We start from the raw sequence: 12,230 nt of genomic DNA, 5'->3' as shown, positions 1-12,230 counted from the left end.
TTATGCCCTCAGCTGGCCACGTAGATCATCGCCGCCGCAACGGCGACCCGGGCTGTCCAGCCGAGGGTGCGGATCCAGTTGGTGCGGACGAGGCGTTCTGCAGTGGCGGGGCAGAAGCCCTTCTCGAGGCGGTTGTGTGCCGGCACCTGCAAGAACACGGTGCTGGCGTGGATGACCGCCAGCAGCAGAAGACCTGCCAGCACCAGGCCCCAGCCCAACGACTCGCGTTCGCCCGCAGCGATCAGCAGTGCGGTGATGCCCTCGATGGCCATGAAGGGGCCGACGACCCAAGTCGTCAGCGACATGTGGCGTTGCTCGTATGGGGCGAACCGTTCTTCGCCCACCAATGCGAACAGGGGATAGTGAACGACCTGGACGAACCAGATGAGCCCGGCCATCGCGGCCGTCGCCACCAGGTGGATTGTCAGCAGCAGAGCCGTTTCGTCGGTCACGTGAGGCCACCGTATCGGCGCCGACATTGCAAGCGGTTGCGGACCCGTTTCGGTTCGTTGACGTTTCGTGACCCCACCGGCGGCCCGATCGTGTAGAGTTCTCAACTCGGTGCTCACGCATCTACGGGCTGTGGCGCAGTTTGGTTAGCGCACTGGTCTGGGGGACCAGGGGTCGGAGGTTCAAATCCTCTCAGCCCGACCATTTCGATCGGACCGGCGGCTGCCACGTCTTCGCTTCGGACGGAGATGGGTGTCGAGCCCGTCAGCGAGACGGTGAACTCAATCCGGTGTGGGGCGCGGGTCTTGGTAGGAGCTACTGTTGATCGCCTCGCGGATGGATTCCTCACGCATCTTGATAGGTGTACTAGCCCTTGGCTCGATGGGCGTCGCGATGGCCTTCGACTTCCTGACCCATCCCCCCGCAACGTGGATCTCGTTGGATGGGCTGATACAGAGCGTGGTGGTGGCCACTCTGGTCGGGTTGGCTTGTTGGGTAATCCTCAGAAGTTTGCTCCGCAACATCGTTCTTGAGGGCAATCGGCTGCTGGTTCGGACGATGTTCAGAACTCACCGTCTTGAGGCGCATGAGGTTTCCTCGATCGAATGCGGAAGGAAGGTCATGCTGCGCGCCCCGGAGGTCAGGGTGCTGACGACTTCTGGAAGGACTGTTAGGACATATGCGTATGGGGAGTGGGAGACGGATCCTGAGCGGCTCGTCGAGGAACTCCGATCGGGGCTAGCCTCTCGAGAAATGCGTCCCTGAGCCTGCGTCTTGTTGGTCAACTCTGACCAGTGCTTCAGACCGATCGAAGAAGCAAGCAACCGGCTATGGTGGTTGCGGTGGCGAAGAGAGTTGAACTTCGGCGTGGCCGGCTCGTAGTGGCCGAGTCGCCGGTCGTCCTGCTGTTCGCCTTGGTCACCGTGTCTTTGACAGCGTTTTCAATGGCACTGGCCCTCTTTGCAGGGGAAGTGGGTGACGCGCTTTTAGCAGCTTCGCTGGCTTCACCTCTCTGGTTTGGTGTAGCCGTCTCTTTCGCCGGCGCTTCCTGTTATATCCGAGACGGCGCTGTGCGGTCTTGTTTGCCTCGGTCTGGATGGATTCGGAGTGCCGCGTCTTTGAACGTGGCATCGAAGGGGCATTCGCTGTTCTTGATGGGTCGTACAGAGGACGGTTCAGAGCATCGTCTGGTGTCCGTGTCGGGATTGTTTGATGCCGCCCGGGCGGCGCTCGAGCTTCAGCGAGTCCAGGCTCTTCTCTTATTAGATCTGGCTCAATCCGGTGAATCGAATTAGTGGTGCTTGCCTACGGGTCTATCTCGGTTCCGTCGGGTCGCAACACACGCCACCGGCCGCCATCGTCGCGGTAGGTCGAGAACCCCTTCGCCTGTTTCAGTCGGTTGTGTTTTGCGCACAGTGGACCGGCGTTTTTCTGGTCGGTGCCCCCGCCCTCGGAACCGTCTGTCGGATTGAATTGGTGTAGGTGGTCTACCTGGCATTGGCTGGCGCGTACCCAGCAGCCTGGCCAATAGCAGGTGTCGCTGCCGATCTTGGCGGCAATGGCGGCCGGTCCCGAGAACAGGCGACTCTTGCGGCCCATGTTGATGACCACACCAGCGGAATCGACAACGATTCGGCGCACATGGCCCAGCAAGCTCGCGGCAGCAACCTCGGCTGGGTTCAGTGGGGTTCCGTCGAGGGTGCGGCACTGATAGTCGGCACGGTTCGGGTCGTCGGGAAGGACCAAACCGCCGGCGAGGCGCGTGAGCTGTCGTTCGTAGGTCGTGTGATCCATCACCACGTTGAGCACGAACTGAGGCCCGATACTGCCCGGCGGCATCGATGCCGCCTGATCGAAGATGGCGGCCAAGGCGTCCATGCGGCGCTGAGCATCGGTCCGTTCGAGCATGGCAGCGGTCACGTTGCCCTCGCCATGCTTCTCGATAGCAGCGGCCCAGTCGAGCTCGAACTCGGCCTGGGTGAAGCGGCTCCAGATCTCGCGCATCATCGCTCCCTGGAGAGATCCGCACTGGCCCTCGAAGGTGAAGCCCCGGTCGAAGTTCTCGACCATCGAGGCCTTGCGCTTGTCGTGGGTGGTCTCGTCGTCGCGCCTGGCACCATCTTCGTCTGCCAAACGCACCCAGCCGGTCATGAATTGGCAGAAGTGTGGATGGTTGAGCGTGAGAGCACGCTCGAGGATCTGTGATTCGGATTCGATGAGCTTGGCCCTGATCCGCTCGTTGCACCACGCGTTCGCAATACGTCGCATGTTCGGCTCGGCGATCAGGCCTCGGCGGTAGGTGCGCTGCATCTCTGGCAGGTCGCGCAGACAGCGCATGACGTTGTTTCGGGCCGTCGCCTCGCCTGACGACAGCTTGGCCCGGTGGCGCATCATGATCTTGGCCGACATCGCCAGATCTTCGGTTTGGAGGTCGCGGGCGTCGGTGTCGGCTAGCACGTCGATTTGGCAGGCATGCAGGCGCCTGCTGAGCTGCTCGATCTGGCCCATCATGGTCGCAGCATCTCTGCAGCCGGTAGGCGATAGTCCCGCGGACCTCAATGCCGCTATGCCCGCTGAAATCTGGTCTATTGCAGCCTTAGTGGCCGGATCTGCAACCTCGGCTTTTGCTGGCGCCACCATGATCCGATTGTATCAGAACAAACGTTCGATATCCAATCGAAATACACCAGAACTTTAGATGCTGCAACATCAGGCGAATAGCGGCTCGTCTAGTTCGACGACGCTGCCGTCGCGGTCGAACACCAGGAACCGGTCGAACGATTTCAAGAACCAGCGGTCGTGCGACACAGAGATGACGGTGCCCTCGAATGCTGCCAGGCCACGCTCGAGCGCCTCGGCCGATTCGAGGTCGAGGTTGTCGGTCGGCTCGTCGAGCAGCAGCAGGGTCGAACCTGCCAGCTCCAGCAGCAGGATCTGCAGGCGGGCCTGCTGACCTCCGCTGAGGGTGTCGAAGGTGCGGTCGGCCGCCTGGGCCAGCTCGTATCGTCGCAGCGCGCCGATGGCGCGGTTGCGATCGCCAGGTCCCTTTGCGATCAGGTCAACGATGGGTATCCCGGCCCACTCGGGGTGCTGGTGAGTCTGGTTGAAGTGTCCCGGTGTCACGTTTGCGCCGAGCTTGAGCTCACCACTGTGTTCGACCGGCTCGCCCGCAAGCAGCCGTAGGAAGTGACTCTTGCCCGTGCCATTCGGACCGACGACGGCAACACGTTCGCCGGCGTCGATCTCGATCGAGAACTCGTCTGTCAGGCCCGCGATCTCGAGATCGGAGATGCGAAGGGCTCTCTTGCCGGTCCGCCCGCCGACCAGCCGCACGTCGATGTTCTGGTCGCGCACACGTTGTGGGGGAGGAGCGCCCTCGTGGCGCTCGATGCGCTTTTGGGTTTCACGAATACGTGGTGCGAACTTTTCGGAGATGGTGGCCCTCACCCGGTACTCGACCAGCAGCTTCTTGAGGCGTTTGCGCTCTTCTTCGTGCCTGGCGAACTCCTCGTCGAGGCGCGTTCGCCTGGCTTCGCGCTCGTCGTCGTAGGTGTCGAAGCCCGCGCCGTGCGTCCAGGCAGTTCCGCCTTCGATGGTCACGATCTTTGTCGCCACTTCGCTGAGCAGCTGGCGGTCGTGGGTGACCAGCAGAACCGTCTTGGGGCACGAGCGGATCGCGTCGGCCAACCACTCTTTCGCGGGGATGTCCAGGTAGTTGTCGGGCTCGTCCAGCACCAGAACGTCGTCGTCGCCTCGCAGCAGCGCCTCCAGTGCCAGACGCTTCTGTTCGCCACCGCTGAGCTGCGAGAGCGGTCGGTCTCTGGCCTGGTTGAAGGTCTGGCGCAGAGCGCCCGACGTGCAGATGTCCCACGTCACCTCGGCGTCCCAGCCCCCCGCATCGCCCCACGCTTGATGGGCGTTCGCCAGACGCAGCATCGCTTCGTCATCGCCACCTTCGGCGTTGGCCTCGGCGCGGGCCAGGCGCTCGGCCGCGGCACGAAGGTCGGGCGCCGACAGCTCCAGCAGCAAATCGCCCACAGTGCGCCCATCGCGGATAGACCCGATGAACTGGCGCATTACACCCAGGCGGCCCTCGATGTGGACGGCTCCTGCCGTGGGCTTTTCGTCGCCCGCGACTATGCGCAGCAAGGTGGTCTTGCCGGCTCCGTTGGCCCCCACCAGCGCAACCTTGTCGCCATCGCCGATTCGAAAAGAGGCGTCGCTGAACAGGGTGCGACCGTCTGGCAGGTCGAAGCCGAGCCCGCGTACGTCTAGAGCTCCCATCAGGGCAGTATCGCGGTTTCAGCAGCCGGGCAGCGCAAAATTGTCGCGGCCGGGCCCGAAGCAGGGGCGGCTCGACGACCTCAGCGGTCGGAGCGAACGAGATCGATGATTGTTCGGCAATCGTCGGCGTCGGCGGTTCGGGGTTGTTGTGGATCATCACCATCCGCATCGAGTCTTCGACGGCCGCGTTCCAGTCGACCCCACGCGACTCGGCCCCTGCGGCACCGATGAAGGTCGGCAGTGACAGGCGGTTCAACAGGCTGTCGATCGACTCGACCAGGCGATCACCGGCCTGTGTCGTCGATACTGCGAACAGCGAATCGAGGCGGCGCAGCCTGTGCTCGTCTACGTCGGGCAGGTTGAAGGCAGCCACGTGGGGCAGCAGCATGGCCACGGCCATGCCGTGGTGCAGGTGTACATGGCCGCCGAGCCCGCCGGCGATGGCGTGCACCAGCCCCAACCCGGCCTGATCCATGGCGATGCCGCCGTACACGGCTGCCAGCATCATGTCGTGCCTGGCATCCAGGTCGGTGCCATCGGCCGTCGCCCGCTCGACTGCGCCGAGCACCAGTCGCATCGCCTCGATCGCGAACAGGTCGCTGATTGGGTTGGCATTGCGCCCCACGTAGGCCTCGAACGTGGACGAAGGCGTCGATTCCGGTCGCGGCGGTCAGCAGCGGTGGCAGCCCAACCGTCAGTTCGGGGTCGAGCACGGCGGCGTGGGCCGCCATCAGCGGGCTCGAACGCCCTTCTTGAACGGTTGCGACGGGTCGGAGATGACGGCGACCTTGCTGACCTCGCTGCCCGTACCGGAAGTGGTGGGAACAGCCACGAAAGCGATGCTTGGAACCTCGATCGGCTTTCCGTCCCACTGATAGTGCGAGTACTGCCCGCCGTTGGCCAGCAGCATCGCTGTGGCCTTGCCCACGTCGATGGCCGACCCGCCGCCGACGGCCACCACGGCCTGAGCGTCTTGGGTTTCGGCGGCCAGCCGGGCGGCGGCTACATCGTCGGTGGTGGGGTTCGGGTGCACCTCGGTGCAAACGGCCACGGCAACACCCGCTGCCTCGAGGGCAGACGCGATGCTGCCGGGTATCGGTGTTGCGGCCAGGCCGGGGTCGGTTACCAACAGCGCACGGCTGATACCCATCGCCGAAAGCTCGGACACCACGGCTTCGGCCGCCGGTGTGTGCCAAACGATCCGAGTCGACAGGTGGAAAGCGAAAGCAGACCCGCTCATGCGGTGATCGTACGCCCACCGGGCCTCTGGCGCCCCGGTCGTTGGACCCTGTCGAAGATTCAGACCTACAGAACCTCCTCGGCGGCTCGGAGGCCGCTGAGGTGGGCTCCGTGAACCGTCGAGAAATAGGCGCGGCTGGTGTGTTCGCCCGCGAAGTGGATTCGGCCCACGGGCGCCGCGAGCGCATCGAAATGTCGCATCCGTGTTTGGGCCGAAACGAACGAATACGCACCACCGAAGAGGGGGTTGTTCGTCCAACCGCTGCGTCGCAACCCTGTGGGCTCGCCAACGCCGCTGCCATACATCGACCGCAAGTTGGCGGCGATGGCCGAACCCAACTGGTCGTCGGAAAGGCCGGCGGCCATCCTGGCCCCGTCTGCGTAGGCGAAGGTCATCAAGGCGTTCGATCCGGGAATCAGACGGTTCATGTTGACGAACAGGCTGAAGGCGTCTGGCTGGGCCGCGGCCAGGCCGAGGAAGTCGGCATCGTCCCAGAACGCCTCCTCGAAGGTCACCAGGAACTTCTCGACGGCATTGAACCCGACGGCGTCGATCGCCTCGGCCTTGTCGCCGGCCAGGGCGGGGGACAAGTCGATGTTTCCGCCCTTCAGCACGCCCAGGGGAACTGCAACGATTGCACGGCCCGCTACGAACGCCCGGTCGCCGGACCAGACGGTCGCCATCGGGCCTTCGTCGACCACTCGGTCGACCTGCACTCTCAGCCGCACGTCCAAGTCGGCGGCCAGCAGGTCGACGATGCGGTCGTAGCCGTCGGTCATCACAACCTCGGGACCGTCGAACTCGTCGCCCTCGTCGGCCAGTTCGCCCGACAGGCGGTCGAGATCTCCGGTGTCGAACTCGAGGTAGTTGATGGCGAAGAAGCGCAGCAGGGGATCGTCGGCCCAGGCCGGCTCGAGACGCTCGAGAACCTCGACGAAGGTCTCGCCGCTGTCGGCGTCGTCGACCACTGCACGGGTGAGGTCTTCGAGCCTTGCTGCGGCGAATGCGACCTGCTCGCCTGGCACCTTGCGCCCCCGGGCGTCGAACAAGACGATGTCTTCGAAGTCGAGTTCGATGGCCGACGCCCCGGCCGCATCGGCCAGGTCGGTGACAGGGTTGCCGTCGGTGCCGTGAATCCAGCTGGCACCTAGATCGAAGGACACCCCCAGGCTGCGGTCGGTGCGCACCCGGCCGCCGGCGATTGCGTCGGCCTCCAGAACCACGACGCCCAGGCCCTCTTCGGCCAATGCCCTGGCGGCGGTAAGGCCTGCAACGCCTGCACCCACGACCACGACATCGAAGCGCTCTGCGTCGTCGAAGGTCGCGGTCTCGTCGGACGGTTCGGTCTCATCGAACGGCTCGGCGCATCCGGTGCTGACCGCCAGCGCGGCGAGCGCGCCGATACCCAGGAACCGCCGCCGGCCGATGCTGGCATCGCGATGCGGGTGGTGGTGCTCGATCATCGTCGCGAATCGTAGGTGTTCGTGGTCGATCGAGGCCCGCCTGAGCGTCGGCGGCCGGGCGCGCGTAGTGTCGCCTCATGCGCGTGCTCGAGTTCATCGCCCCAGGTCAACGGGCCGGCGTCGGGGTGCTGTTGGGCGACGGTGTGTACGACCTCACCACCCGGCATCCAGACCGGGCCCGGTCGATGCACCATCTGCTGAACCTGCCCGACTGGCGCGATCTGGTTGCGTCCGCCAAGGCCGTCGATTTCGCGCTCGACGACATCGAGTTCTCACCGCTTTTGGCCCAGTCGGGACGGGTCTTCGCCATCGGCCTCAACTATGCGAAGAAGTATCCGGCCGGAGGCACACCACCGCCTACGCCCCAGTTCCCACCGTGGTTCACGAAGGTGCCAGGCACCCTCGTGGGGCACCTTCAGCCCCTGGTTGCCCCACGCGTCTCGCCGACGTTCGACCATGAGTCTGAACTGGCCGCGGTCATTGGTCGGCGCGCTCGGCACGTGCCTGTCGAGTCGGCTCTGGACGTCGTCGCGGGCTGGACCATCGTCAACGACGGATCGGTTCGGGAATGGCAGCGGCACTCGGTCAGCGCCGGAAAGAACTTCGAGCGGTCGGGTTCGATCGGACCCTGGATGGTCACCTCTGACGAGATCGCCGACCCGCAGGCCCTGCGCCTGGTGGCCAGGGTCGATGGCGAGGTGCGCCAGGACGCCAGCACGGGCGAGATGATCAAGTCGGTGGCCCAGATCATCTCGTACCTGTCGACGGCCCTCGAACTGTTGCCCGGCGACGTCATCGCCACCGGTTCGCCCGAGGGGTCGGGTGGTGGTTTCGATCCGCCACGCTGGCTGATGCCTGGCCAAGTGGTCGAGTGCGAGGTCGAGGGCATCGGAGTTCTCCGCAATCCGGTGATCGGCGAGAGCTGATGGACACCGATCTGACCCAGCGGCTCATCGCGTCCAGGGCGAACGGCGACTTCGCTCCCGCCTGGCTGGTTGGCGCAATAGACCTTCATCAGGCGCTCGACCTGCAACTGGCAGTGCTGGACGACCTGCTCGAGCGCGGCGCCACGATCGGTGGCTGGAAGGTCGGGCTCACATCCGAGTCATCCCGGCAGAAGTTGGGCGCAGACGAGCGGCCCTTCGGTTTCGTGCTGGCCGACAAGGTGTTAGCGTCGGGCGAATCCGTGGCTGCTGCTGCAATCCGCGACCTGTCGATCGAGGCCGAGATGTGCTTCACCATGGGGGCCGACATCGCCGACCCAGACATCGGTCCCGATCGGATTCTCGACTTCGTCGCCGAGGTGAGCGCCGGGCTCGAGCTGAACGAGGCCAGGCCCGGGTCGGCCAGGCCGGACTTTCCGGTTCTGGTGACCGACTGCCTGACCAACTGGGGGATAGTGCACGGCACAGGCATCGCCCCGGGGCCAGATCACGCGCGGACGGCGGCAACACTGTCGGCCACCACGGTGCGCATGTTCCGCAACGGCACCCAGGTCTTCGAGGGTGTGTCCAGCGACCACCTCGACGATCACGCCGTTTCGTTGTGTCGCCTCGTAGAGCAACTGGCGCGGCATGGGCGCGGTTTGCGGGCGGGCCAACGCGTCATCACCGGCGCGTTCGCGCGGTTTGCGGCCAGGCCCGGCGAGCGCTGGGCGTGTGATTTCGACGGCATCGGTCGAGTCGAGATACAAGTCGTCTGACAGGGGAGGGGTGCCATGACAAGCATCGAGCTGAACGGGCCGGTGAACATCCTGGTCGTCGAGGGATTGACGATGATGGACGCGTCGCCATTCATCGACGACATCCGCGCCGCCGCGCCCCCGGGCAGCACCGTCGAGGTCGTGTCGGGGCTTCGCGACGCGTTCGCCCACGCTGGCGACGTCGAGGTGATGCTCGGCATCCTCAACGAGGACTTCTTCGCCGCTGCGCCCAACCTCAGATGGATCCACGCCACAGCGTCGGGCGTCGACATGTTCATGTTCGAACGGTTCGTCGAAAGCGACGTCGTGCTGACCGGCGAGAAAGGCCTCGTGGGCGGCCATCTGGCCGACACCGGCTGGGGATTGCTGCTGGCCCTCACCCGTCAGATCCACACTGCGGTGCGGCTGGGGCCAGACGCCTGGAATCACCGGGTCGAGATGAGGCGCAACGAGATCGAGCTGGCCGGCCTGACGATGGGCCTGGTCGGGTTTGGTGGCACCGGCAGGGAGATGGCGAGACGAGCGGTTGCCTTCGGCATGAAGACCATCGCCGTCGACTGGTTTCCCGCCGCGCCCGACCACGGTGTTGTCGAGGTATGGGGGCCCGACCGTCTCGACGACCTACTCGCACAGGCCGACGTCGTGTCGGTCAACCTGCCCCTGACCGACCAGACCCATGCCATGTTCGACTCGGACCTGTTCGCCAAGATGAAGCCGGGCAGCTATCTGGTGAACGTCACCAGGGGCGAGATCGTCGACGGCGACGCCCTCGTCGCCGCGCTCCGATCGGGTCACCTTGCCGGGGCGGCGCTAGACGTTGCGCCCGGCGAACCGCTGCCGCCCGAGCATCCTCTGTTCCATCTGCCGAACGTGGCCATGACACCCCACACCGCCGGGGCCAGCCAGCTGCGGGCTCCACGCAACGTGGCCAGATTCGTCCGCAACCTGGTCAACGCACAGTCTGGCTTGCCCTTCGAGGGTGTGGTCGACAAGCGGGCAGGCTTCTGAACACCAGCCCATGTGTGACAGAGTGAGCGGATAGCAACCGACCGTCGAGGGGGACGAAGATGCGGTTCTATTCATGCGACTCACACGTCGTCGAGGGGGCCGAGGTGTTCGAGGGCCTGGCCGAACACTTCGGCGAACTGGCCCCGCACATCGTCGATGTGCCCGAGAAGGGTCTGATGTTGACCGTGAACGGCCAGCCCAGGGTCTCGGTCGGACGGTTCGGCATAGCCGGCCACAAGCTCGATGACCCCGAAACCGAGGCCCTCATCGCAGCGGGTTATGAGGGGCTCAACCCCGGAGTGGTCGACTCGACCAAACGCCTTGCGGAACAAGAGCAGGACGGCATCGCGGGCGAGGTGATGTATCCCAGCCTGTCGATGTTCACCTTCGCCGTCACCGACGACGACATTCGTGCCGCGGCGTTTCGCCAACACAACGACTGGATCCTCGACTACTGCGCACCCAACCGCGACCGCCTGATCGGCATCGGCTGTCTGCCGGTTCCCGATGTCGAGGCCTCGGTAGCCGAGGCCAAGCGCGCCGGATCGCTGGGTGTGCGCGGCTTTTCGATCCCTTCGCACGCCCCGCTCGACAAGCCGTACAGCGACCCCATGTACGACCCGTTGTGGGCGGTGCTCGAAGAGATGAACCTGCCGGTGACGATGCACATCTTCACCGGGTCGTCTTTCGACTGTGGCCTGCCGGCCCATTTCGGCACCCCGGGCGGCACCACCAAGGGCTACACCATGGCCCACATCACGGTCGTCAACTCGATCATGGACCTGATCATGAGCGGGGTCGTCGAACGCTTCGCCGGCCTGAGGTTCATCTCGGCCGAGTTCGAGACCGGCTGGGTTGCGCACTGGAAGCAGCGTTTCGACCATGCCGCCTACCGCACGCCGTGGGAGCTCTCCGACGACCTCACGATGAAGCCGTCGGAGTATTTCGATCGCAACTTCTACGTCACCTTCGAAGACGACGCCCAGGGCGTCGCCACCCGCCACGAAATCGGCATCGGCAACCTGTTGTGGGGCAACGACTACCCGCACCACGACTCGATCTGGCCCAACTCGATGTCGGTGTTGGAGGACATCTTCGCCGGGGTGCCCGAAGACGAGGTCGAGCAGATGGTTTGGGGCAACGTCATCGACCTGTACGGCATCGACGTCGCGAACCTGTGAGAAATGGGCTCGCGGCGGGTGCGCCCTGCTGCGAAGCTGTGTGACATGACAGGCGAACGACAGACCCAATCCGCTGGTGCCCGGCTGCGCGAGTTGCACCGACCAGGCGACCCGTTCGTGCTGGCCAACGCCTGGGACGCGGGTTCGGCGCGGGTTCTGGCGGCGCTGGGTGCCCAGGCGATAGGCACCTCGTCGGCGGCGCACGCGTTCACCCTGGGCCGTCCAGACATGGGTCATGTGTCCCGAGACGAAGCCCTAGCCCATGCCGAGATGCTGGTGAAGGCCACGCCGCTTCCCGTGTCGGGCGACTTCGAGAACGGGTTCGCCAGAGATGCCGAGGCAGTGGCAACCACCGTTCGCCTGGCTGCCGCGGCCGGGCTCGGCGGAATATCGATCGAGGACACCGACCTGCCGGGCTCGGGTGCCTACGAGTTCGATTTGGCCGTCGATCGCATCGCTGCGGCGGTTCAAGCTGCCCGCTCGCTTCCCGACGATTTCGTGTTGCTGGCCCGTGCAGATGGTGTTCTCAACAGGTCCTACGACCTCGACGAAGGCATCCGGCGTCTTCAGGCTTTCGAGGCTGCGGGCGCCGACGCGGTGTATCTGCCGATGCCGGCCGACCTCGACGCCGTCGCACGTATCTGTGCCACGGTGAGCGTGCCCGTGAACGCGCTGGCGGCCGGACCGTTCACCCGGGTTACGCACCAGCAGTTCGCAGACGCGGGTGTGGCGCGCATCTCGCTGGGTTCGGCGCTGGCGCGCACCACCCACCGCGCCATCGTCGACGCGGCCAGGGCGATCTTCGACGACGGCGACTTCAGCCGACTCGGCAACGGCATCTCGGGCACAGACATCGACGCCATGCTGACCGCCTTCGATTGAGGTCGCCCGACACCACTCTG

General features: G+C 65.1%; 11 protein-coding genes and 1 tRNA gene. 7 read left to right on the top strand and 5 right to left on the bottom strand.

Features of this window, described 5'->3' with window-relative positions; translation table 11 throughout:
* Nucleotides 1-8 precede the first annotated feature (8 nt).
* Nucleotides 9-452, bottom strand: a complete 444-nt coding sequence (locus tag R2770_20780) for a hypothetical protein (GenBank protein MEZ5282899.1) — start codon at nt 450-452, stop codon at nt 9-11.
* 124 nt (nt 453-576) lie between these two features.
* On the opposite strand from R2770_20780, the gene R2770_20775 reads away from it, so the two are divergent.
* A tRNA-Pro gene (locus R2770_20775) sits at nt 577-654 on the top strand.
* A gap of 117 nt (nt 655-771) precedes the next feature.
* Complete coding sequence (locus R2770_20770) at nt 772-1,215, top strand: hypothetical protein (GenBank protein MEZ5282898.1); 444 nt, start codon at nt 772-774, stop codon at nt 1,213-1,215.
* A gap of 540 nt (nt 1,216-1,755) precedes the next feature.
* Here the strand turns inward: R2770_20770 and R2770_20765 are convergent.
* The 4 genes from R2770_20765 to R2770_20750 all read right to left on the bottom strand — a co-directional run bounded on the left by R2770_20765 (nt 1,756) and on the right by R2770_20750 (nt 7,437).
* On the bottom strand, nt 1,756-3,090 hold the full coding sequence (locus R2770_20765) for an HNH endonuclease signature motif containing protein (protein MEZ5282897.1): 1,335 nt from the start codon (nt 3,088-3,090) through the stop codon (nt 1,756-1,758).
* Nucleotides 3,091-3,159: 69 nt separating this feature from the next.
* Entirely contained in the window at nt 3,160-4,734 is a 1,575-nt protein-coding gene (locus tag R2770_20760) for an ATP-binding cassette domain-containing protein (GenBank protein MEZ5282896.1), read from the bottom strand.
* A gap of 730 nt (nt 4,735-5,464) precedes the next feature.
* Nucleotides 5,465-5,974 (bottom strand): iron-containing alcohol dehydrogenase, encoded by a 510-nt coding sequence (locus R2770_20755; GenBank protein MEZ5282895.1) that lies wholly within the window; start codon nt 5,972-5,974, stop codon nt 5,465-5,467.
* A 65-nt stretch (nt 5,975-6,039) separates the two neighbouring features.
* Entirely contained in the window at nt 6,040-7,437 is a 1,398-nt protein-coding gene (locus R2770_20750) for an NAD(P)/FAD-dependent oxidoreductase (GenBank protein ID MEZ5282894.1), read from the bottom strand.
* Nucleotides 7,438-7,514: 77 nt separating this feature from the next.
* On the opposite strand from R2770_20750, the gene R2770_20745 reads away from it, so the two are divergent.
* From R2770_20745 to R2770_20725, 5 genes are read left to right on the top strand one after another with little or no spacing between them, the layout of a single operon-like run.
* A complete protein-coding gene (locus R2770_20745) occupies nt 7,515-8,363 on the top strand; it encodes a fumarylacetoacetate hydrolase family protein (protein MEZ5282893.1) in 849 nt (282 codons plus the stop codon).
* Nucleotides 8,363-9,139, top strand: a complete 777-nt coding sequence (locus R2770_20740; protein MEZ5282892.1) for a fumarylacetoacetate hydrolase family protein — start codon at nt 8,363-8,365, stop codon at nt 9,137-9,139. Before R2770_20745 ends, R2770_20740 begins: the two co-directional genes overlap by 1 nt.
* Nucleotides 9,140-9,154: 15 nt before the next feature.
* Nucleotides 9,155-10,147, top strand: coding sequence for a D-2-hydroxyacid dehydrogenase (locus R2770_20735; GenBank protein ID MEZ5282891.1), 993 nt, complete (start codon nt 9,155-9,157; stop codon nt 10,145-10,147).
* Between the two features lie 59 nt (nt 10,148-10,206).
* Nucleotides 10,207-11,328 (top strand): amidohydrolase family protein, encoded by a 1,122-nt coding sequence (locus R2770_20730; GenBank protein MEZ5282890.1) that lies wholly within the window; start codon nt 10,207-10,209, stop codon nt 11,326-11,328.
* 45 nt (nt 11,329-11,373) lie between these two features.
* Nucleotides 11,374-12,210 (top strand): isocitrate lyase/phosphoenolpyruvate mutase family protein, encoded by an 837-nt coding sequence (locus R2770_20725; GenBank protein MEZ5282889.1) that lies wholly within the window; start codon nt 11,374-11,376, stop codon nt 12,208-12,210.
* The last annotated feature ends 20 nt before the right edge of the window (nt 12,211-12,230 follow it).

It is taken from the genome of Acidimicrobiales bacterium (genome assembly GCA_041394185.1).
Classification (GTDB): domain Bacteria; phylum Actinomycetota; class Acidimicrobiia; order Acidimicrobiales; family Poriferisodalaceae; genus JAAETH01.
This window is presented reverse-complemented; position numbering and strand designations above follow the sequence as displayed.